21 protein-coding genes and 1 tRNA gene are annotated in these 19,998 nt (G+C 66.9%); 7 read left to right on the forward strand and 15 right to left on the reverse strand.

The window, feature by feature from the left end; genetic code table 11:
• Nucleotides 1–43 precede the first annotated feature (43 nt).
• The 6 genes from gatB to EKH81_RS05690 all read right to left on the reverse strand — a co-directional run bounded on the left by gatB (nucleotide 44) and on the right by EKH81_RS05690 (nucleotide 5,560).
• On the reverse strand, nucleotides 44–1,531 hold the full coding sequence (gatB, locus tag EKH81_RS05665) for an Asp-tRNA(Asn)/Glu-tRNA(Gln) amidotransferase subunit GatB (protein ID WP_132057032.1): 1,488 nt from the start codon (nucleotides 1,529–1,531) through the stop codon (nucleotides 44–46).
• 179 nt (nucleotides 1,532–1,710) lie between these two features.
• Nucleotides 1,711–2,238 carry a YqaA family protein gene (locus EKH81_RS05670; protein ID WP_368407700.1) on the reverse strand — a complete coding sequence of 176 codons (528 nt, stop codon included), beginning with the start codon at nucleotides 2,236–2,238 and terminating at the stop codon, nucleotides 1,711–1,713.
• Between the two features lie 188 nt (nucleotides 2,239–2,426).
• A complete protein-coding gene (locus EKH81_RS05675) occupies nucleotides 2,427–3,083 on the reverse strand; it encodes a metalloprotease family protein (protein WP_132057036.1) in 657 nt (218 codons plus the stop codon).
• A 41-nt stretch (nucleotides 3,084–3,124) separates the two neighbouring features.
• Nucleotides 3,125–4,174, reverse strand: a complete 1,050-nt coding sequence (gene mfnA, locus EKH81_RS05680) for a tyrosine decarboxylase MfnA (protein WP_132057038.1) — start codon at nucleotides 4,172–4,174, stop codon at nucleotides 3,125–3,127.
• Nucleotides 4,175–4,531: 357 nt separating this feature from the next.
• A complete protein-coding gene (locus EKH81_RS05685; protein ID WP_238392127.1) occupies nucleotides 4,532–4,972 on the reverse strand; it encodes a VOC family protein in 441 nt (146 codons plus the stop codon).
• A 60-nt stretch (nucleotides 4,973–5,032) separates the two neighbouring features.
• Nucleotides 5,033–5,560, reverse strand: a complete 528-nt coding sequence (locus EKH81_RS05690; protein WP_132057040.1) for a DUF7097 family protein — start codon at nucleotides 5,558–5,560, stop codon at nucleotides 5,033–5,035.
• Between the two features lie 516 nt (nucleotides 5,561–6,076).
• Here EKH81_RS05690 and EKH81_RS05695 point away from each other — a divergent pair.
• Nucleotides 6,077–6,424, forward strand: a complete 348-nt coding sequence (locus EKH81_RS05695; RefSeq protein ID WP_132057042.1) for a DUF192 domain-containing protein — start codon at nucleotides 6,077–6,079, stop codon at nucleotides 6,422–6,424.
• A gap of 1 nt (nucleotide 6,425) precedes the next feature.
• Here the strand turns inward: EKH81_RS05695 and EKH81_RS05700 are convergent, their stop codons facing one another.
• Nucleotides 6,426–6,962, reverse strand: a complete 537-nt coding sequence (locus EKH81_RS05700) for a PIN domain-containing protein (protein ID WP_132057044.1) — start codon at nucleotides 6,960–6,962, stop codon at nucleotides 6,426–6,428.
• Nucleotides 6,959–7,255, reverse strand: a complete 297-nt coding sequence (locus EKH81_RS05705; protein ID WP_132057046.1) for a UPF0175 family protein — start codon at nucleotides 7,253–7,255, stop codon at nucleotides 6,959–6,961. Before EKH81_RS05705 ends, EKH81_RS05700 begins: the two co-directional genes overlap by 4 nt.
• 118 nt (nucleotides 7,256–7,373) lie before the next feature.
• Here EKH81_RS05705 and EKH81_RS05710 point away from each other — a divergent pair, with 118 nt between their 5' ends.
• From EKH81_RS05710 to EKH81_RS05720, 3 genes are all read left to right on the forward strand, one after another.
• Nucleotides 7,374–8,924 (forward strand): 2-isopropylmalate synthase, encoded by a 1,551-nt coding sequence (locus EKH81_RS05710; RefSeq protein ID WP_132057048.1) that lies wholly within the window; start codon nucleotides 7,374–7,376, stop codon nucleotides 8,922–8,924.
• Nucleotides 8,925–9,497: 573 nt separating this feature from the next.
• Nucleotides 9,498–10,013: a TspO/MBR family protein gene (locus EKH81_RS05715; protein ID WP_132057050.1), complete on the forward strand. Its 516-nt coding sequence runs from the start codon at nucleotides 9,498–9,500 to the stop codon at nucleotides 10,011–10,013.
• Nucleotides 10,014–10,178: 165 nt separating this feature from the next.
• Complete coding sequence (locus EKH81_RS05720) at nucleotides 10,179–10,610, forward strand: hypothetical protein (RefSeq protein WP_132057052.1); 432 nt, start codon at nucleotides 10,179–10,181, stop codon at nucleotides 10,608–10,610.
• A gap of 37 nt (nucleotides 10,611–10,647) precedes the next feature.
• On the opposite strand, the gene EKH81_RS05725 is transcribed toward EKH81_RS05720, so the two are convergent.
• A tRNA-Ser gene (locus EKH81_RS05725) sits at nucleotides 10,648–10,732 on the reverse strand.
• Nucleotides 10,733–10,832: 100 nt separating this feature from the next.
• Here EKH81_RS05725 and EKH81_RS05730 point away from each other — a divergent pair.
• The 3 genes from EKH81_RS05730 to EKH81_RS05740 all read left to right on the forward strand — a co-directional run bounded on the left by EKH81_RS05730 (nucleotide 10,833) and on the right by EKH81_RS05740 (nucleotide 12,403).
• Nucleotides 10,833–11,792: an AAA family ATPase gene (locus EKH81_RS05730; RefSeq protein ID WP_132057054.1), complete on the forward strand. Its 960-nt coding sequence runs from the start codon at nucleotides 10,833–10,835 to the stop codon at nucleotides 11,790–11,792.
• A 72-nt stretch (nucleotides 11,793–11,864) separates the two neighbouring features.
• Nucleotides 11,865–12,014: a hypothetical protein gene (locus EKH81_RS05735; RefSeq protein WP_162224503.1), complete on the forward strand. Its 150-nt coding sequence runs from the start codon at nucleotides 11,865–11,867 to the stop codon at nucleotides 12,012–12,014.
• Between the two features lie 74 nt (nucleotides 12,015–12,088).
• A complete protein-coding gene (locus EKH81_RS05740) occupies nucleotides 12,089–12,403 on the forward strand; it encodes a hypothetical protein (protein WP_132057056.1) in 315 nt (104 codons plus the stop codon).
• A 67-nt stretch (nucleotides 12,404–12,470) separates the two neighbouring features.
• Here EKH81_RS05740 and EKH81_RS05745 read toward each other — a convergent pair whose 3' ends face one another.
• The 6 genes from EKH81_RS05745 to lanM all read right to left on the reverse strand — a co-directional run bounded on the left by EKH81_RS05745 (nucleotide 12,471) and on the right by lanM (nucleotide 19,969).
• Complete coding sequence (locus EKH81_RS05745; RefSeq protein WP_132057058.1) at nucleotides 12,471–12,923, reverse strand: pyridoxamine 5'-phosphate oxidase family protein; 453 nt, start codon at nucleotides 12,921–12,923, stop codon at nucleotides 12,471–12,473.
• A gap of 191 nt (nucleotides 12,924–13,114) precedes the next feature.
• Nucleotides 13,115–13,615, reverse strand: coding sequence for a DUF7519 family protein (locus EKH81_RS05750; RefSeq protein ID WP_238392128.1), 501 nt, complete (start codon nucleotides 13,613–13,615; stop codon nucleotides 13,115–13,117).
• Nucleotides 13,612–14,883, reverse strand: a complete 1,272-nt coding sequence (locus tag EKH81_RS05755; RefSeq protein ID WP_132057062.1) for a DUF58 domain-containing protein — start codon at nucleotides 14,881–14,883, stop codon at nucleotides 13,612–13,614. The genes EKH81_RS05750 and EKH81_RS05755 overlap by 4 nt, the downstream gene beginning before the upstream one ends.
• A complete protein-coding gene (locus tag EKH81_RS05760; protein ID WP_132057064.1) occupies nucleotides 14,880–15,500 on the reverse strand; it encodes a DUF308 domain-containing protein in 621 nt (206 codons plus the stop codon). Before EKH81_RS05760 ends, EKH81_RS05755 begins: the two co-directional genes overlap by 4 nt.
• Nucleotides 15,497–16,480 (reverse strand): DUF4129 domain-containing protein, encoded by a 984-nt coding sequence (locus tag EKH81_RS05765; protein ID WP_132057066.1) that lies wholly within the window; start codon nucleotides 16,478–16,480, stop codon nucleotides 15,497–15,499. Before EKH81_RS05765 ends, EKH81_RS05760 begins: the two co-directional genes overlap by 4 nt.
• Before the next feature lie 327 nt (nucleotides 16,481–16,807).
• Complete coding sequence (gene lanM, locus EKH81_RS05770; RefSeq protein ID WP_132057068.1) at nucleotides 16,808–19,969, reverse strand: type 2 lanthipeptide synthetase LanM; 3,162 nt, start codon at nucleotides 19,967–19,969, stop codon at nucleotides 16,808–16,810.
• Nucleotides 19,970–19,998 lie beyond the last annotated feature (29 nt).

A 19,998-nucleotide genomic window follows, 5' to 3' on the forward strand; every position in this document is an offset into this window, starting at 1 on the left:
GTCCGCCCACGCACCGCCTGTTCGCTCCACGCGCCGCTCGAATCTATTCGTCGAGTCGCTCCCGTAGCAGGCCGTTCACCGAGCCGGGGTCGGCGCTCCCGCCGGTCTTCTGCATGACCTGCCCGACGAGGAAGTTGAGCGCGCCGCCTTCGCCAGCGTGGTAGTCTTCGACCGCGTCGGGGTTCTCGGCGATGGCGTCCTCGACCGCGCCCTCGATTGCGCCCTCGTCGGCCTTGCCGAGACCCTCGCGGTCGATGATGGTCTCGGGGTCGTCGCCGTCGTCTAACATCTCGCGGAGGACGACCTCCTCGGCGTTCTTGGTCGTGATTTCCTCGTCGGCCACGAGCGCGACGAGGCGCTTGAACTCCCCGAGGCGGTCGGCCACGTCGGTAATCTCCATGTCGCGGTAGTTGAGTTCGCCCAACAGATTGTCGGCGACCCACGTCGCCGCGAGGTCGGGGTCGTACTCGCTCGCCACGTCCTCGTAAAAGTCGGCGACTTGCTTGGTCGAGGTGAGCTTGCTCGCGGCTTCCTCGCTCAGGCCGTACTCCGACTGGAACCGCTCTCGCCGGGCGTCCGGGAGTTCGGGAATCTCCAACTTCTGCTTCCAGTCGCTGACTCGCAGGGGCGGGAGGTCGGCCTCACGGAAGTACCGATAGTCTTTCTCCTCCTCCTTCGAGCGCATCGAGACGGTGATGCCTCGGGCTTCGTCCCAGTGGCGGGTCTCCTGTTCGACCTCGCGGCCGCGCTGGACCGCGTTCTTCTGTCGGGTCGCCTCGTAGGAGAGCGCCTTCTCCGCGCCCTTGTGGCTGGAGATGTTCTTGACCTCGGTTCGGTTGGCGGCTTCGAGCGTCTCGTCGTCGATTGCGCCGTCGTCGCCGACCTCGCTCTCGGGCACGACGCTGAGGTTGGCGTCGATGCGGAGGCTCCCGTCGCGCTGGCTGTCGAAGACACCGAGGTATTCGAGGACCTCTTCGAGTTTCGCGAGGAAGGCCCGGACCTCTCCCGCACCCCGGAAGTCGGGCTTGGTCACGATTTCCATCAGCGGGACGCCCGCCCGGTTGTAGTTGACCAGCGTGTAGTCGGCGGTGTCGATGTTGCCGCCTTGGTGCTGGAGGCTTCCGGGGTCCTCTTCGAGGTGGGCGCGCTCGATGCCGACGGTCCGGCGCTCGCCGCCCTCCTCGATTTCGAGGTGGCCGTCCTGACAGATGGGGGCGTCGTACTGGGTAATCTGGAATCCCTTGGGGAGGTCGGGGTAGAAGTAGTTCTTTCGGTGGAAGGTGGTCTCCTCGGGAATGTCGGCGTCGATGGCCTTCCCGACTTTGACCGCCGACTCGACCGCGGCCTCGTTCAGCACCGGGAGCGCGCCCGGCAGGCCGAGACACACCGGACAGGTGTGGGTGTTCGGTTCGTCGTCGGCCACGTCGGTCGAACAGCCGCAGAATATCTTCGTGTTCGTCTCCAACTGGACGTGAACCTCCAGCCCGATGACGACCGCGAGGTCCTCCTGCTGGACAGCCTGAGGGGTCATTATCCGCCAGTTCGGGGCGTGAGCGTTAAAAGGCTACGGGACGGACGCACGCCGCGACGGCGCGCCGTCGCGGCGTGCGCCTTGCGATTCCGGTCGTCGGACCGTCCGATGTCGCCGACCAGACGTTGCGGAATCGCGGCTCGTTGCGGAACCACGGGCCGGGTGACCCGAATCGGGGTTCAAATGAGCATAACCGTCGAGCCGACGAGAAACAGCGTGACGAGGAGTCGCCCCACGCTCCCCACGAACGACGCCAGCGCGAACTTCGCGTAGTCCTCTTCGAGGACCGCGAAGGCGTAGATGGAGATAGTGTCGGGGAAAAAGGGCACGCAGAGCGCGAGCGCCATCCCGAGGTAGCCCCACTTCTGGGCTATCTTGACCGTGTTCTTCTCCGACCACTCGATGACGTCGAACCGGGAGCGTCGGAGCGCGTCGATTATTATCCCCGACTCCTTGGCCTCCTGTCCGATGTGGAACGCCAGCAGGCTCCCGGCGGCCTTTCCGACCCCGCTCACGAAGATGATGAGCGTGAGCTTCAGCCACTCGGGAAGTCCGAGGTTGAGCGGCGCGGCCAGCACCACCTCGCTCACGCCCGGGAGCGCGAACGCGATGAGAAACGAGTAGACGAAGATTATCGCGAGGCCGACCCACCCCGTCGCGGTCTCGACGACGTACTGAATCCACTCGAACGACCCGAGACCGGGAATCTCCGCGAGTAGGGGGAGGCCGACGCTGTACACGCTTCAAAGATGACAAACTGTGGTTTTAGCTGTTCCGCCTTCGGCCGAAAAGCAGTTCGAAAGTATACATTTTTCGCGCGAGAAATGGCGCGGTCCGGGCGGCAAACGGACCGATACGATGCCGAACACATCGGCCTGAACCGGTCGTACGCGGTCTACTCGGGGACGTACACGTAGGAGTGGCGCAGGTCGGCGTCGTAGAGGAGCGTCCCCTCCGGCATCCGAGCCAGCCGGTACGCCAGATAGAGGTCGCCCACGGCACCCGACGTGTTGACGACCAGCACGAGAAACGCCGCGAGCGCGATTCGAAGCGGTCCCGCCAACAGCGGGACCAGCACGACGGTGAACACCACCACCGGCGCGAGCGCGATGAGCAGATTGTCGCGCCGAGTTTGAAACTGGCCGAACGCGGCGGCGTAGGCCGCGCCCATGTTGAGTGCGAGTCCGTACCGGACCCGATACCCCAACGCTCGGGAGACGAGACCGTGAATCAGTTCGTGGACCACGACGGTCCCGACGACGAGAAGCGCGACCACCGCGATTCCGTTCGGGCCGAAACTGATTTCCAAGGAGGTCACGCCCCGAATCTCTGCCATCAGCGCCCCGAATCCAGCGGCCGCTCCGACGAGCAGCGCGAACGACCCGACGAGCAACCACGGCGTCGGGTAGCTGAACGTGGTCGGCTCGCGGTAGCCCTCGGGCGGGTCCGGCGGTTCCGGGTGTTCGGGGTCAGAACCTTCGAGTGCTGTGTCCCCGAGGCCGGAGTCTGCGGATTCGGACCCCGACCGCTCGTCGGTCGCGGCGTCGGTCATGGCGCTACCACGACGGAGCGCGGGAAAAAGATGTTTCCAGGTCACACCGAGTCGAGGTCCGCGACGAACGATTCGAGCATCTCGCGGGTGACGTGGGGCATGCAGACCACCCGGAGTTCCCCGTCCCCGGTCGGGGAGACGCGCCACCCCTCGGCTTGGAGCGCCTCGACCGTCGTCTCGGGAATGTCGGCTGCGACAATCGGAAGCACCGGAGCGACTACGTCGTAGCCCCGCGATTCGAGCGCGTCGGCGAGCCACTCGGCGTTCTCTCGGCCGCGCGCCGCGTTCTCGCGGTATCCGTCGGGCCAGAGCGCCGAGAGCGCGGCGTGTGCGCCCGCGACTCCCGCGCCGCTTCGAGTCCCCGTGAGGGCCGCCTGCGAGGTGGATTCGAGGTAGGGTGTGTCCACCGCGAGCGCGTCGAGAATCGCCTCGTCACGTGCGAGAAATCCTCCGGCGGGAACCGGCGCGCGGCCCATCTTGTGCGGGTCTATCGTCATCGTATCGACCGATGCGTCGGCGAAGCTCCACGCCCAGTCGGTGAACGGGAGGACGAATCCGCCCCACGCGGCATCGACGTGCAGGAGTGCATCCACGGCCGCGGCCGCGTTCGCGAGCGCGGGAATCGGGTCTACCCGGCCGTACTCGGTGGTCCCCGCCACGCCGACCACGAGCGCGGTGTCTTCATCTGCGAGTCGCCGGATTTTCGCGGGGTCGGCCCGCAAGTCGCTCCCGACCGGGGCGAGTCGCAATTCGACGTCCAGTACGTCGGCGGCCTTCCGGAAGCTGAAGTGGACGCTCTCGGGCGCGACGACGTTCGGGTCGGTGGTCTCGGCGAGGTTTCGCGCAGCGCGCACGGCCTGCAGATTCGCTTCGGTCCCGCCGCTGGCGACGTAGCCGTGGGGGTCGGACAGCCCCGTCACCTCGCCGAGCGTCTCGACGACTTCGCGTTCGAGTTCGGCGACCGCGGGGTAGGTCGTCGGGTCGCCCGGATTACTGGCGAGGAACCGCCGGGCGGCATCGCGGGCGTCGGGGTGTGGCTCCGTACACATCGAGGAGAGGACGCGCCCGAAGTCCTGTGGGTCGCGTTGCATGTTCGAGAATTTTTCCGGTCCGCGCTTAGGGGTTCTGTTCTCGGTTCGGACGCTCGGGAATTAGCTTGCGAAGCGGTCGCATCCATCGGGTGACGACCGGTGACGCAACTGCCAGAAACAGCCGGTGACACAATCCACCGGAAACGGCCGGTGACAGTTTCGCGGTGGGTGGGACTGAAAGGGGCCGCCCGGTCGCGCTCGTCTTGGTCGTCTCTGCGGCCACTATCTGCACCGGGTGTTGCGGAGAGGTGCAGATATGCCGCAGAGCGACCGCGACCGGGCGGGGGCTTTCTGGCTGTTACTGGGTGCGTCACTTGCGGTCGTAGCGACTCCGCGGGAATTTTCCTCCGACACCACTCACTCCACCAACGTCTCGGGGTCGAAGCGGACGTTCTCGCCGCCCCACTCCCACCGGTCGTTCGATTTGCGCGTGTCGAGGTACACCTCCAGACCGTTCCCGTCGGGGTCGTCGAAATACAGCGCCTTGCTGATTCGATGGTCCACGGGCGCGACCTCGACGCCGCGCTCTCGGAGACGCCGGTACGTCGCCGCGAGCGACTCGGCGTCCTCGACTTCGAACGCGGCGTGATACAGGCCGACGCCGCCGCCGGGACCCGAGGCTTCCGCCCCGACCTCCTGAAGCGCGACATCGTGATGGCGGTCGCCGAACGAGAGGAACGCGAAGCGACCCGGTCGCTCGACCACGTCGAGACCGAGCACGTCGGTGTAGAACTCGACCGCGCGCTCGACATCGCGCACCTTGAGGTGGATGTGGCCGAGTTCCGTGGGGTGGTTCATGCTCAGGTCTTCGCGCCCGGGGCGCAAAAACGCACTACTCGCGTCGTCGCTCGCCGCTATTCAGCCGTCCGGGTCGTATCGCTCGGCGGCCGACTCGAATGCGGTCTCGCGCTGTTCTCGACTCCGGCGACCTTCCTTTTCGGCGATGGCCTCCGGGTCGGGGTTCGCGTCGTCGTCGATGCGCGCCCACGACTTGTGGACCTTGGCGTGGCACCACCGACAGAGGAACACCGTGATTTCGTGGCCGAGCGTTTCTCCTTCACCGGCGTACGAGAGGTGGTGTTCTTCGAGCAGGGGTCGTTCGTCTGAGTGGGCCATCCGGCGCTCGCCCAGTCCGCATCGGACACACTCGCGGTCGCGGTTTCGGCACCGGAAGTGGGGGCACGAGTCCCAGTCCCAGTCGCCATCGGGGTCGGCGGCGGGGCATCGAAGGTCGTCCTCCCTGCGCTCGCGGGCGAACTCGGGGTCGTGTTGGGGGTGCTCGAAGGCGTACCGGCACTTCCCCTCGTCGGTGAGGTGGTCGCAGACCCCGACGTGGTCGTAAGGGTCGTCCACCCCGACCGTGGTTCCGGCGGGCGTCTTCGTCATCGTCTGGTGGGTGGGGCGTTCTCGGATAAAAACGTGTGGCTAGGACATGCCCGAGATTTTGGAACAGTTTGTCTGGCCTTCAGTGACCGCAATCAACTGATGCCGTTCTCCTCGAAAGCCCCCGCCCGGTCGCTACGAACGACAGTACCGACCGCGGTGAACACTTCGAAAGCCCCCGCCCGGTCGCTACGAACGACAGTACCGGCCGCGGCGAACACCTCGAAAGCCCCCGCCCGGCCGCGGTCGCTGAGCAGGATATTTCGGGGCTCTCCGCACCGCCCGCCCCGAAATAGAGCCTGCTCAGACGACTAAACTGGACGCGACCGGGCGGCCCCTTTCAGTCCCGCCCACGTTGAAGATGTCACCGGCTGTTTCCGGTGGACCGTGTCACCGGCTGTTTCCGCCGGCTGATGCACCGGCCGATTTCCGGTGGTACGTGTCACCGAGCGCCGCCCGTCGAACCCCGGCCTCGGAGCCAACAAAACGCTTTTCTCGCCGCCGCGAACACCTCCTCTCGTGCGACTGATACGCGAGTCCGACGGCGAGCGCGAGACCCTCGCCACCGAAATCGAGACCGCCGATTCGTTCTTTTCGCGGGCGAAGGGCCTGATGTTCCGGCGGTCGATTCCCGACGACTACGCGCTCGTCTTCGAGTTCGACGGCGTGGCGAGCCGAGACGTGCACATGGTGTTCGTCCCCTTCGCGCTCGACGTGCTGTGGCTTCGCGACGGCGAAGTCCAGAAGAAAGCGCGCCTCTCGGCGTGGACCGGGATGGCGAAGGCCGAGGCCGACCGCTTAATCGAGCTTCCGGCGGGGGCGGCGAACGGAGTCGAAATCGGCGACCAAATCCGGCTCGAACGCTGACTCACTCGCCGGCGCGGTCGATTAGCTTCTCCGCGCGCCTGAGCAGGCGCGCGCTCAGGCGGGCACCCACCTCGTCCATCGCGACCAGCGCGTCCTTCGCCTCCGCCGGGGCGAGCGTCCCGCGTTCGACCGACGCGACGAGGACGCCGACGGACCCCGAGAGCGGAACGCCGAGCGCCTTGCAGGCGTTCCGAAGCGGTTTGTCGTCGGTGACGACCACCGGATTCTCAGCGGTCGTGCCGAACGCGAGCAGCGCCACGTCGCCCTCGTAGTCGTCGAGTTCCGCGTCCAAGTGCGTCGCGGCGTGTACCACCGACTCCATCCCGGCGGTTTCGACCGCGTTGTCGATTCGGAGCCAGTCTTCTGTCGCGGTGGCGAGGTGGCTCGCGGCCGGGTCGTCCGAGACCTCGTGAACGACCGCCGACGGGACGACCACCTCACCGTCGAATCCCGCGAGCAGGTCGGTGTAGTCGATTTCCGCGAGCGTGATGAACACGCTGGCGTCCACGAACACCCGTCTGGTCGCGTCCTCGCTCATAGCAGATTTTCCACGTCGGATTCGAGGTCGGTCTCGTCGTAGTTCAGGAGGACGCCGCGGTCGTTCGCCTCGGCCATCATCTCGGCGACGGTCAGGCCAGCGATATCTGCTGCTCCGCGCATGCCGACCGCGCCGTCTCGGTATCGATCCAGTGCAACCCTGACGAGTTCTTCGCGTGCGCCCGCCCGGAGCGCCGCCCGAATCGCGTCACTTCGGCTTCCGTCGTGCTGTTCGGCCAGTCTGTCCACGAGGTCGAGTTCCTCGTCGCTCATCCGAGTGGTGACGTTCTCCATGCGCAATACAACGTATTGCATCGTAATATGCCTACTGCCGGTCCGACAGGTGGCTCTGTCACAAAGGCCCCTTTAACCCCCTCGACGCGAGAGACCCTGTCGTGGTTTCGCATGACCCGTGAACGATTTATTCGGGGGCTTCCCGAATAGCACTCCACTCTCAGACCGGGACGTACAGCTCTTAGACACGACGCTCCGCGACGGCGAGCAAGCGCCGGGCATCTCGCTCGCACCCGCGGAGAAAGCCGAGATAGCCGCCGCGCTCGACGCCGCGGGCGTGGACGTAATCGAGGCCGGAAGCGCCTGCACCGGCGAGGGCGAGCGCGAGACCATTCGGAAGGTCACCGACCTGGGTCTCGACGCGCGCATTACCAGTTTCGCGCGCGGAGTCGAATCCGACATCGACGCCGCGCTCGACTGCGACGTGGACGGCATCGGTCTCGTCGTCCCCGCGAGCGACCGCCACGTCGAGGGGAAGGTGGGTTCGACCCGCGAGGAGGTCGTCGAGACGACCGCCGACCTCGTGGCCTACGCCCGCGACCACGGCCTTTGGGTCGAGGTCCTCGGCGAGGACGGCTCTCGCGCCGACCTCGACTTCCTCGAAACGCTCATGGAATCGGCGCTCGACGCCGGGGCCGACCGCGTGTGCTACTGTGACACGGTAGGCCACGCCGGACCCGAACACACCTACGAGGCGGTGTCCAGACTCTCGGCGCTCGGGCCGACCGGCACTCACACCCACGACGACCTCGGCCTCGCAGTGACGAACGCGCTCGCCAGCATCGCGGCGGGCGCGGATCTCGTCCACGCCACAGTGAACGGCATCGGCGAGCGCGCGGGCAACGTCGCCCTAGAGGAGGTCGCCATCGCGCTCGACCACTGTTACGGCGTCGAGACCGCCGAGACGACCCAACTCTACGACCTCGCCCGCGTCGTGGCCGACGCGACCGACGTGCCGCTCGCGCCCAACAAGGCGGTCGTGGGCGAGAACGCGTTCGCCCACGAGTCGGGCATCCACACCGACGGCACGCTCAAAGACGACCGGATGTACGAACCCTACCCGCCCGAGAAGGTGGGTCGGGAGCGCCGCCTCGTCCTCGGCAAGCACACCGGCCGCGCCGGAGCGCGGGCCACCCTCGCCGAACACGGCGTCGAAGTCGCGGACGACGACCTCGCGGCGGTCGTGGCCCGCGTCCAGCGACTCGCCGAGCGCGGCAAGCGCGTGACCGACGCCGACCTGCTCGCAATCGCCGACGACGTCCGGGGCCGCGAGCGCGACCGTCACATCCAACTCCGGGAGCTCACCGCGACCAGCGGCGGCCCGCTCCCGACCGCGAGCGTGCGACTCGACGTTCGCGGCGAGGAGCGCGTCGCCTCCGGGACCGGCGACGGTCCAGTCGATGCCGCGGTCGCGGCGGTCCGCGAAGCCGTGGGTTCGGCGGCCGACGCGACCCTTGAATCGTACCACGTGGACGCCATCACCGGCGGCACCGACGCCGTGGTCACGGTCGAAGTCGAGATGAGCCGCGACGACCGAACCGTCACGGTCCGGTCGAGCGACGGCGACATCACTCGGGCGAGCGTCACCGCGATGGTGGACGCACTCGACCGACTGCTGGACCAGACCGACTCCGACGCCGACCTCGACGCCCCGGTCGCCGACGACTGACCCGGTTCGGCCGACGGCGGCGACAGCGGTCGCCGCCGTCGGCCGAATCGGTCGGGATATCGGCCGGTGACACATTCTATCGGGAACAGCAGGTGACGCATTCCGCCGGGAACGGTCGGTGACACAAACCATCGGAAACAGCCGGTGACACATTCTGCCGGGTGGGACTGAAAGGGGCCGCCCGGTCGCGCAACGCTTGGTCGTCTCAGCGACCTCTATTTGCGCCGGTGCTGTCGGTGCGGTGAGGCGCAAATATGTCGCTGAGCGACCGCGACCGGGCGGGGGCTTTCGAGGTGGTCCCTCTCGTAGCGGTCGTCTTATTTGGTACTGGACGGGGGCTTTCGAGGTGTCTTCTGCTGTAGTAGTCGTCTTATTTGGTACTGGACGGGGGCTTTCGAGGTGTCTTCTGCTGTAGTAGTCGTCTTATTTGTCACTGGACGGGGGCTTTCGAGCTGGTCTTCGTCGGAGTGGTCGTCTTATTTGAATATCAGACGAGGACTTTCAAACTCCACTCCCTCACGACCTACACGTCGAACCCCGGTTTTTACTCTCCACAAAACCGTATCTCGACGCATGAGCGTCATCGACGCCGTTCGACGAAAACCAATCGCGTGGCCTGCACTCCTCGGGAGCATCCTGCTCTGCGAACTCGCCGGAATCGTCCCCTCGGTACTGACCGCCGGGGACGTGGCGACGTGGTATCCCACCCTCGCCAAACCGGGGTTCACGCCGCCGAGTTGGCTGTTCGGCCCGGTGTGGACCACCTTGTACCTCCTGATGGGCGTGGCGCTCTACCTCGTCTGGCGGGGCGGCGGGACGAATCGGGAAACGAGTCGAATCCGGCGGTTCGCGCTCGGGGCGTTCGGCGTCCAACTGCTCCTCAACGCGAGTTGGACGCTCGTGTTCTTCGGGTCGCGCGAGATTTTCGGCGGTCTCGTCGTCATCGTCGCGCTGCTCGCGGCCATCCTCGCGACGATGTGGGCCTCGGTGCGAGTCGATAGGCGGGCCGCGATTCTGCTCGTGCCGTATCTCGCGTGGGTCGGGTTCGCCACCCTGCTCAACTACGAAATCTGGCGGCTCAACGCCTGATTCGACGGTCGGCCTGCCCGAACCGCCGGTCGGCCCGTCGCGACCGAGTAGCGAGTCGTTACCTCGCGGTCGCCTCGAATAACTCGGGCCTGAATCGAGGTAGTCGAAATCCTCTCGGGTTTTGTCCGGCGCATAACAAAGACGGGAACTGGCGTCGGGCCGGACGTGTCGAACGGCTCCGACTCGGGAGTCTCTGAACCGGGCGTTTCCGAACCGGGAGTGTACGTCGCGGGGAGCGGCCGGTACGCCGTCGGCGCGACCCGGCCCGGACTGCTCGCGGTGTTGGTGGCCGGGAAGGCGCTCGACGCCGTCAGCACCGTGACGGTGCTCTCTCTCAGAGACGACGTGTACGAGTCGATGTGGTTCACCCGGACCATGATGGCCGAACTCGGGATGGTGACCGGCGTCCTCGTCACCGTGATCGTCGCCGTCGCGGGCGTGGCGCTGTTGGCCGAGAGCGCCGAACTGCTCGCCCGCGTTCTCCCCGACTCGTGGGCACCCGACGACTACCCCGCGGCGTTTCGGGTCGTGACCTACTGCTCGGCGGGCGCGTGGTACGGCTTCCTCGGGATGCACAACTTCTCGCTGTTGTTCTGAACGGAGAACATCCTGTTCGATGTGAGGTTGGAAGAAGCGCCGAGAGGGAGATTTGAACTCCCGTGTCCGTGAGGACAGTAGATTTCGAATCTACCGCCTTGGCCGGGCTAGGCTATCTCGGCTCGCCCCAATCTACCGCCGTCTCCGCCTTAGTGGTTTCGATTTACCGCCCAAACCTCAGTCGACCGTCACCTTCAAGCGAGTGGCATTCGGACGTAGCGTATGGACGTAACCGAGGCGAGCGAGCAGTGTGAGTCGGTCCTCGACGCGATTTCCGGCGCGGTCATCGCCGACCGGGAGTTTCTCGAAACCGTACTGTTGGGCGTGATGGCGGGCGGCCACGTCCTGCTGGAGGACGTGCCGGGCACGGGCAAGACGCTGACCGCCCGAAGCTACGCGTCCGCGCTCGGGCTTTCCTTTTCGCGCATTCAGTTCACGCCCGACCTCCTCCCCGCGGACGTGACCGGCACGCACGTCTTCAACGAGGAGACCCGCGAGTTCGAGTTCAACGAGGGTCCCATCTTCGCGAACGTCGTCCTCGCGGACGAAATCAACCGCGCGCCGCCCAAGACCCAAGCCGCGCTCCTCGAAGCGATGGAGGAGGCTCAGGTCACCGTGGACGGCGACACCCACGACCTCCCCCAACCGTTCTTCGTCATCGCCACGCAGAACCCGGTCGAGCAGGAGGGCACCTTCCCGCTCCCCGAGGCGCAGGTGGACCGCTTCGCGGTCAAGTCCTCCATCGGCTACCCCGACACCGAGGGCGAGTACGAACTCCTCCGGCGGCGGGCCGGGCGGAGCGCCCAGAGTCCCTCCATCGGGACGGTGCTCGACGAACAGCTCGTGACCGACCTCCGGAGCGTCCCCGAATCGGTCCGGGTGGACGACGACCTGCTGGAGTACATGGCGAACGTCGCGCGCGGGACCCGCGAGGACCGCCGGGTCGAAGTCGGCGTCTCGCCGCGCGGGACCCAGCGACTCTTCGAAGCGGCCCGCGCTCGCGCCGCGATGCAGGGCCGGGAGTTCGTCACGCCCGACGACATCAAGCGCGTGGCCCACCCCGTGCTGGCCCACCGCGTCGTGCTGACGCCCGACGCGCAGGTCAACAACGTCGCGAAGGCCGCAATCGTGGACCGGGTGCTGGACGAGGTGGAAGTGCCGACCGTGGAAGGCGCGGCGTAGTCGGTTTCGCCCGAATTTCACTTTCACCGCGGTTGGCACATCTTTATATCAGTTCCGAGACCACCCGCCAGCATGGAGCCTGACGACGATACGGGGGCGGACGTATCAGATTCGGAGCAAAACGAGGAGCGCGAACTCCGGGACCTCGACCCGAACGCCGAAGACGAAGCCCGGAAGGTCGAGCGCCAACTCCGGCGAGTTCGGCGCGAGTCGCGGGGGTGAGTGGCGAACGACGCCGGATTCGACCGCTCTCTGCCCGCCGAAAAGTCGATAGACTCTCGCGGACAAGTGAACTCATGGTCGAGACCCACTGGGGGGACATCGCGGGGAGAGAAGTACGCTACACCGACCACACGTGGGAACTCACGGGGAACGTCGGCGTTCGAAACAGCGGCGAGTCGCTCGCGGTCGAAGCCAAGCAGGCCGACGACGTCCGCGGCGAGACCGCCACGCTCCACTTCGAAGTCGAGGACCCGGCCGACTCGCTGAATCCGGGGAATCTCGGCGAACACTTCGACTCTCTCGAACGAACCCGAGAGGGCCAGTATCTCGTGGTGAAAAAAGACCGCCGGACGTACCGGTACGAACTGCGACGGCTGGAGTACGACTGACTCCACGCCGGACCCCGCATCGGTCTTCGAAACCGAGTCGAGAGCCATTCCGGCCGTCGATGTGCCTCTACGACTCGTTCGACCGCACTTCCTTTCGCCCCGTCAGCGTCTCGGGGGCGAGCCGGAAGTGGCGGAACGCCACGTCCTCCGGTGGTCGGTCGAAGATGTCGATTTCGGGTATCTCGACGGCCCACATCCCCTGCACGGCGCTCGAATCGTACGGCATATCGGTCACCTCTTCGAGCGTTCCCGCCGCGACGACGCTCCGATACCCGCGGTCGGTCCGGCGGTGCGCGACGAACGAGACCGGACGGTCCACGACGCCCTCTTTCGTCGCTCCCTCCGGAAACGCGAGTCGGAAGTAGAAGGCGTTCGCGTCCTCGTCGTAGCCGTACGAGACGGGTATCGAAAACGGCGGGTCGTCGATTGCCGTCGAAAACGACAGGGTGCCCGTCCCCCCGCGTCCGAGAAAGTCGCTCATTTCGTCGTCGGTCATCCGAACCCAGCGGAGTCCCTCCATGCGAACCGATACGCTCCCGCGGCAAAAAAATCGCCCACACACCCCTCTTCGAACGGACCGTTTCGGTCGCTACATCTATCGACTCGGCAGTCGAACGTAGCCCCCGACGCCTCGTTTCGGATTCGGTACGGACGCCGCGAAGCGACAGTGGCGGTATCGGACACAGACAAACGACGGGACGCTGGCGCAGGTCAGTTCCGGAGCGCCGAGGTCAGCACCACGACCGCCACCAGCAGGAACACCAGCGCGGTCACCGGCTGGCCGCCCGACGAACCCAGATAGATGGCGTAGCCCAGTCCGCCGCCGCCGACGCCGACGACCGTGCTCGCGGCGGCGTGGGTCGCCTCCAACTGCGCGGTGTCGGCCTCGCGGCCCAACTGCTCGCCGACGTTGATGGCCTGCTCGCCGAAGTCCCACGCGAGGACCGCCGCGATGACGCCCGGCAGGAGCAGGTGGGCGAGTGCGGTCGTCAGGCCGCCAGCCAGCGCGCCGACGAGCAGGGCGGTCGCGCCGAGCGTGACCGCTCGGCGCGACCCGCGGACGACCGCGGCCGCGACGAGGACGAAGCCCGCGCCGCCGACCGCGAGACCGACCGACGACGTGAACGCGGTCGTGCCCGCCGAAATCGCGGCGACCGACACCGAGAGCGCGGCCGACAGGAGCGCGGGCGAGCGGTCGATTTCGGCGGTCACGCCCGCCACCTCCGGGCGGTCCGTTCTAAGGCGACCCCGAGCAGGTCGTCGGGGTCCCAGTCCACGACCCGGATGTTGCTCGACCGGAGCGCCGAGATTCGCCGGGTGCGCTCGGTCCGGGCGAGTCGCTCGCCGGGCGTCCCCGCGGCGGTGGGATTGACGCTGACCACGGTCACGAGGTGGCCCTGCGCGTCGAGTCGCCGCGCGGTCTTCACGCCGAACTCGTCGCACAGCGGCGTGAGGAACAGCACTTGCGACGACGCCGGAAGTCGTTTCCGGAGCCACTTGAGCCGAGAGGTCGGGTAGAACGTCTCGTCCGACGGGACCGGCGAGAACGCCGGATGAGTCGCCAGCAGGTCGCGCGCCCTCGCCCGGTGGTCGTGGCCCGCGCCCGGTCCGAGCCAGCACGTCCGCGGGCCGAGCGCCGCGAGGCCCACGCGGTCGCCCGCGTCGAGGAGCTTGGTCGCGATTTTGCCCGCCGCATCGACGCCGTACTGGACCGCGTTTCGCTCGCCCTCGCCGCGAGCGAGGTACGCCGCGTCGCGGGTGTCCACCACCACGACCACGCTCGCGGCGCGCTCCTCGCGGAACTCGACGGTGGTGAGGTCGCCCGTGCGCGCGAGTCGATTCCAATCGACTCGCGCGAGCGGGTCGCCTCGGCGGTACTCGCGCGTGCCGTAGAATTCGATGCCCGACCCGCCCGTGTCGGTGGTGACCCGACCGGTGTACTGGGTGGTCTGAGCGCGCAGGGGCACGTCCACCGTGGTTCCGAGTTTCGGGACGACCGTCAATGCGGTTTCGCAGTCGGCGGCGGTCTCGACCTCCGTCGCGCCGCTGAAGTCCCGCGCCACGACCAGCGGCGAGTCGAAAGCGTGGTCGCCGCGCTCGGCTTCGACCGCGTAGGTGAGGTGGGCGGTCTTGCCGGGCCGGAGCGCGGTCCCGAGGCGGGCCGACCCGTCCACGACCGCGAGCGCGTCGGGGACGCCGTCCACGATTCGGAGGTCGGGAAGCGTGGCGCTTCCGACGTTCTCGACGGTCAACTGGACCGTCACCTCGTCGCCCGGAAGCGGGTCGTCGTCGCTCAGCGTCCGAGTCACGTCGAGTTCGACCGCGGGCGCGCTCGCGGTCCGGGCGTAGGCCGCGAACGCCACGCCGACCACGCCCGACAGCAGGACGAGGGGACTGCTGAACAGGATGCCGAGACCGCCTGCGAGGAGCGCGATCGCGCTGACCCCGCGCCACCGGTTCGTCGTTCGAATCGTCGTCACGACTCGACCTCCGTGGTGTCTTCTTCGGCGCTCATTGCGACTTCGTCGTTCGATTCGACGCCCGCCACCCGAGCGACGGCGTCGGCGGCCCGGCGGAGTCGGAACTGGTGGACCGACTCGGTGCTGAACGCGAGTCGAAGTTTCGACCGGAACGGCGGGTTCGGAGCGTCGTCGCCGCCGAGGAACGCCGCGGCGTGCACGTCGTCGGTCCACGTTCCGGCGTCGATTCGCTCGCGGGCGTCCTCTCGCGAGCAGTTCTCGGCGTGCGCGACCGCCGACACCGCGGCGTCGAGCAGCGCGTCGCGGAGGTCGGCCCGCTCGCGGATGGTGGTCCGGCGGGGTCCCGACCGCATCCTCGCGACTCGCTCGTCGAACTCGGCTCCCGGCGTCGGCATCGTCTCGACGGTCTCCACGTCGGGGGTCTCCGCGCCGCGAATCTCGCTGGTGCGCCGGGACTGCGCGATTCGAACCCCCTGCACGAGCGCGAGCGCGCCGATGAGGAGGACCGCGGCGTAGTCGGCGGAGATTGCTGTCGCGAGACTCGGCTGGACTACCATCAGCACGCCGAGCGCGACCGCGACGACACCGATTCCGGTCAGAATCGGGCGGGTACTCACGGCTCGCCTCCTTGGTCGCGTTCGTCGCGCCTCGTCTCGCCGTCCACGTCGGCGTACTCGGCTTCGATGTTCCGGAGCGCGTCGAGCGCCCGGCGCTCGCGGTCGTCGGTCGCCGATTCGCCGCCGTACCTGACCTCCTCGAACAGCGCGGTGAGTTCGGCAACGTCTTCGCGCGCCATCCCGGCATCGACCGCGGCGGCCGCGAACTCCGCGGGCGTGCTCGATTCGGGGTTCGACACGTCGAGGTGACGGGTCATCTCGTGCCACGCGCGGTACACCTCGTTCGCCACGTCGGTCGCGTCCTCGATTCGGTCGGCGGCCGCGCCCGCCGCACGTCCGACCGCGGCCACGTCCTCGTCCGCGTCGGGTTCGAACACTTCCTCGGGGTCGTCGGGGTCGGTGCCGCTCGACGAGACGAACAGGAGCGCGACCGCCGCGACGAGTGCGACCCCGAGACCGAGCAGGAGCAGGACCGACGGGTCGGTCAGCGTCGTTCCCGACCCCGACCCGGCCGCGCCGCTCCCGCCCGGGGGGAGCGAACTGTTGTTCGACCCGATCAGTCCAGCGGTTAGCTCCCCGGGACCGGGGTCCGAGCAGAGCGTGAGGAGCGCGTGAGCGAACGCGACCGGGAGCCCAACCGGACCGACGTAGGCCACGAAGCCGAGGCCGCCGAATCGTCGGTAGGCGAGGGCCGCCCCGAGCAGGAACACCGCCAGTATGAGTCCGATAGCCCACAGTTCGTCGAGGACGGGGTAACACGGCAGGTCAATTGGGACCGACGCTGCGGCGTCAGAGCTGTTCCCGATGCTCGCTCCGGTGTCGCTACTGTTCGACGCTCCGGTCCCCGTCTGGGGGTCGCCGACGCCGAAGCCGCCGCCCGAGTCGGTCTCGACCGTCGAGTTCAGGGTGGCCGCGGCGGCCCCGAGCGCGAGTACGCAGAGGAGCGCGAGGACGACCGGACGGAGTTTGTCGCTGTCCACACGGGTAGGTAGCGCGATTGATAACTTAGAAGTTCGGTCTTCCGGTCACACTCTCGTGGTTCCGAGGCCGATGGCCGACTCTCCGAAGCCATCGCCAACTGTTCCGATATCTTTCCGCACTATAAATCGAAAACATTTATATATTTTGAAGCGCATGATTCTCATGCAATGTCACGTGATACCATCACAGCCGTCGAAGCGGAGTACGAACCAGAAACCGACGAGCCGAAACCGGAATCGTCGTCGCACAGGGGTACGTGCGTCCACGGTTCGCTGGCGTGTATGTAGCGTCGGTCCAAAACTGAATTTTTCACCGTCTTCGAAACGCTACTCTAATCGCGTCACGTTCGGAATCTCGCAGTCGCGTTCTCGCGCGTCGAGCGAGAGCGCGACGTACCCGAGACCCGTCAGCCCGGTGAACAGGCCGAACTTCGGAAGCAGCGGGAGGTGGTTCGCGAGTCGGAACCGCCCCTCGCGTTCGGCTCTATCGAGCGTGTTCTCGAACAGTTCTTCGCCGCGTTCCGTGAGCGACTCGTCTTCGAGCACGTCGCCAGCGTCCAGCAGAAAGAGCGCCCGACCGGCGGACCCACAACACAGCGAGTCTTCCTGACTCAACTCCGGTCGAAGGCTCTCCCGGAGGACCGAGAAGTCCCCGACCGATTGCATTCCGGCGTCAGCAACGCCTACGCGACTGGTTCCGACGCCAGCGGTGCCGTTGCACCACCCCCAGACGGTTCCGGTGTGACTCCCCGATTCGCCGGTGCCTTCGTCGTCGGCGTCGCTCTCGCGCTGCCAGAGGTAGGTGTCGAACCGAAGCGCGTCCCGCCCGACGCGAGCGTACGCCTCGTCGTCGGTCACGCCTCCGAGTTTCGAGAGCGCGTAGCCGATACCCCCGGCGCCGTGTGCGAACGCGAACCGCGTCTCCGTCTCCTCGCTCGTCGGGACTTGAAACCCCGCCGACGTTTCGCTCGTCGCTTCGAGCAGGCGGTCGCCACACCAGCGCGCCCGTCTGAGCGCACCCCGGTCGCCGGTCCGCTCGTACACCGCTAACTGCGCGAGCAGTTCGCCCGCCGAACCGCCCATCACGTCGAGCGCGACGTCCTCGGCGATTTCGTCCGCGGAGGTCCGATTCGCTACCTCGCGCGCGCTCTCTACGAGGCCGGCGTCACCGAGTAGTTCACCTGCGGTCACCAGCGCGTAGGCGACCGACCCCGTTCCGGTCACACCGCCGATTCGAAGCGTTTCGGCTCGGTCGGTTTCGTTCTCGAACGCCTCTCGAACGGACTGCAACACGCGTCTGCTACGCTCGGCCAGTCGGTCGTCGTCGTACACCGCGGCCGCGGCCGCGAGAAACACGCCGACCCCGGCGTACCCCTCGTAGAGACCGAGTCCGGGTTCACGCGGGAGTACGTGGTCCGTCGGCGACGAACGCGCGAACTCCGCCCACCGGAGACTCCCGTCCGAGTACCGCGTCGCCGTCTCGTCCAACAAGTCCGCAATCGCCGAGACGAACTCCCGCGGCGAATCCGCGTCGGACACCGACCGTGAGGGTCCCTCCGACGGCGGGGAAACGGGGTCGGACACTTGCGAATCGGTTAACGTGAGGTCGATGAGCCGCAACTGCGTCTCGACCTGGTGTGCGTCGAGAGACGAGATTCGCCGGGATGCGTGTTCGACCGGCGAGTCGTCCGTGAACACGCCCTGCGGATTCCCGCGACCGTCTCTCAGTTCGCGCCCGGTCGCCTCGGCGGTAAACCGCGGGACGATACCGTCCAAGAGCGCCGCCTTCTCGCACGTCACGAGGTCCGATAGTCCCGGGTTCTCGGCGTCCGAAACGAACTGCTCGTAGAGCGACTCCATCGTCAGCGACTGGCGTACTCCCGACCGGAGCCGAGAAGCGTATCGACGCTCGGCGAGTAGCGACGCGTACGCACCCGTCGGGCGGACGAGATACCGTATCTCGGTGCCTTCGAAGGCGGCGAGCGGCCCGTCCGGGCTCGCCAGTTCGTCGCGGTGGTCCAGAACTGCCGCCATCACGTCGCGGAATCCGCGTTTCAACGGGGCGAGATACTCCGATACCCCCCGGACCTCACCGTCGAGGCGAGGGAGGTTCTCACCGTCGAAGTGGTACACCTTATCGAACGTGATGTCCATCGCGTCCGTGTTCGGTCTCCGGAAGTTGGGTCGCTTCGTCTCCCGCGTCTCGTTCGTCAGCTCGCTGAGTCCGCTGGTCATGAGCTCGTGATTGTCCGCGCCGGTGTGCTTCGAAAACGGAACGAGAAGCGTATCGAGTATCGAGCCTTCGATGAACGACGATACCGCAGGTGACGCCGAGGACGGGCGTTCGAATCGCGGAGAGAGTATCGTCTCTAGGTCCACGAGTACCGGGGTCTCGCCCACCGCGACGATGTTCTCGTGGTGCAGGTCGGTCGAGCCGAGTGCGAATCCCAACGCGCTCAGTTCGCCCATCCGCCTGTAGTATCGCTCGACTTGGTCCGAACGCTCACACGGCTGCTGTGACAGATGCTCCATCCACCCGTAGCTTCCTCTGTCGAGAACCGTCGGCGCGTAGAGGTCCGGACCCTCCGTGCGTTCGTTCGTCCACCCGAGCAGTCGATTGAACGCGACTGCCGCCCCGACCGACCGCGGTTTGTAGACGACCGAACAGTCGTCGGCGAATCGAACCGCGAACACGATTTCGCCGTCGCCGTGCGAGTCTTCCGACAGCGGTTCCACGTCGGCCACCGGCCCGAGTTCGGTCCCGTCGTTGAACGTCCGTTCGAGCGCGGCCCTGTCGGCAGAGATACGCTTCCGAAGACGCTCGGCCGACCGCCGCCACTGGTCGGTGACGACTCCGAGGAGTCTCAGCAGTACCGGGTACGTCTCGAAGATTCGCTCGTAGTCGGTCTCGCGGTGTTCCGCGACGAACTCCTCGTACACTGCGGTCGAGTCGGTCGCTTCCGAGAAGTCCGTCTCGGGGTATGCCGTGCGCTGATACGCTTTGAACAGGACGAACAGGGGATGACGGAAGACCTGGCTCAGACGCTCGAACAGGCAGTTTTCGAGCGACTCGACCGCCGACCGCTCGAAGTCGCCTTCGAGTTCGAGACCGGCGGCTCCGGCCTCGACCAACGGGGCGAGCAGGTGGACGAACGCGCGACCTTCGTGTCGGTCTCGGAGGGCTTCGGTGTCCCCAGCGTCCGGCGAAACCGCGCGGTCTACGACTCGCTCTGCGGTTTCGAACGCCGACGGAATCGATTCGGGTTCTTCGCCTCCGGTCTCGAACTGCTCGCGGACGCTCGCGACGGTGTGGCCCGAGAGCGAGAGGCGCTCGCGAAACGCGTCTTCGGAGTCGAACACGTCGGACCAGTCGCCAATCGTCGATTCGGTGCCGTGGTCTGCTGGAAGTGCTGTGTTCTCGTCCGGGTCTAAAACGGTGCTCAACGGGTGCGAACGAGCGACGCAATCGGCGAGGAGCGTCTGGCGCATGGCTCTTCCGATAGTGATTCTATGATAAT

The organism is Halorussus amylolyticus (genome assembly GCF_004143485.2).
Taxonomy (GTDB): Archaea; Halobacteriota; Halobacteria; order Halobacteriales; family Haladaptataceae; genus Halorussus; species Halorussus amylolyticus.

Coding starts and splice junctions, on each gene's coding strand:
- gatB (WP_132057032.1), bottom strand. CDS start 1,531: ATGACCCCTCAGGCTGTCCAGCAGGAGGACCTCGCGGTCGTCATCGGG.
- mfnA (WP_132057038.1), bottom strand. CDS start 4,174: ATGCAACGCGACCCACAGGACTTCGGGCGCGTCCTCTCCTCGATGTGT.
- EKH81_RS05715 (WP_132057050.1), top strand. CDS start 9,498: ATGAGCGTCATCGACGCCGTTCGACGAAAACCAATCGCGTGGCCTGCA.
- EKH81_RS05700 (WP_132057044.1), bottom strand. CDS start 6,962: ATGAGCGAGGACGCGACCAGACGGGTGTTCGTGGACGCCAGCGTGTTC.
- EKH81_RS05740 (WP_132057056.1), top strand. CDS start 12,089: ATGGTCGAGACCCACTGGGGGGACATCGCGGGGAGAGAAGTACGCTAC.
- EKH81_RS05685 (WP_238392127.1), bottom strand. CDS start 4,972: ATGAACCACCCCACGGAACTCGGCCACATCCACCTCAAGGTGCGCGAT.
- EKH81_RS05730 (WP_132057054.1), top strand. CDS start 10,833: ATGGACGTAACCGAGGCGAGCGAGCAGTGTGAGTCGGTCCTCGACGCG.
- EKH81_RS05690 (WP_132057040.1), bottom strand. CDS start 5,560: ATGACGAAGACGCCCGCCGGAACCACGGTCGGGGTGGACGACCCTTAC.
- EKH81_RS05705 (WP_132057046.1), bottom strand. CDS start 7,255: ATGGAGAACGTCACCACTCGGATGAGCGACGAGGAACTCGACCTCGTG.
- EKH81_RS05675 (WP_132057036.1), bottom strand. CDS start 3,083: ATGACCGACGCCGCGACCGACGAGCGGTCGGGGTCCGAATCCGCAGAC.
- EKH81_RS05735 (WP_162224503.1), top strand. CDS start 11,865: ATGGAGCCTGACGACGATACGGGGGCGGACGTATCAGATTCGGAGCAA.
- lanM (WP_132057068.1), bottom strand. CDS start 19,969: ATGCGCCAGACGCTCCTCGCCGATTGCGTCGCTCGTTCGCACCCGTTG.
- EKH81_RS05745 (WP_132057058.1), bottom strand. CDS start 12,923: ATGGAGGGACTCCGCTGGGTTCGGATGACCGACGACGAAATGAGCGAC.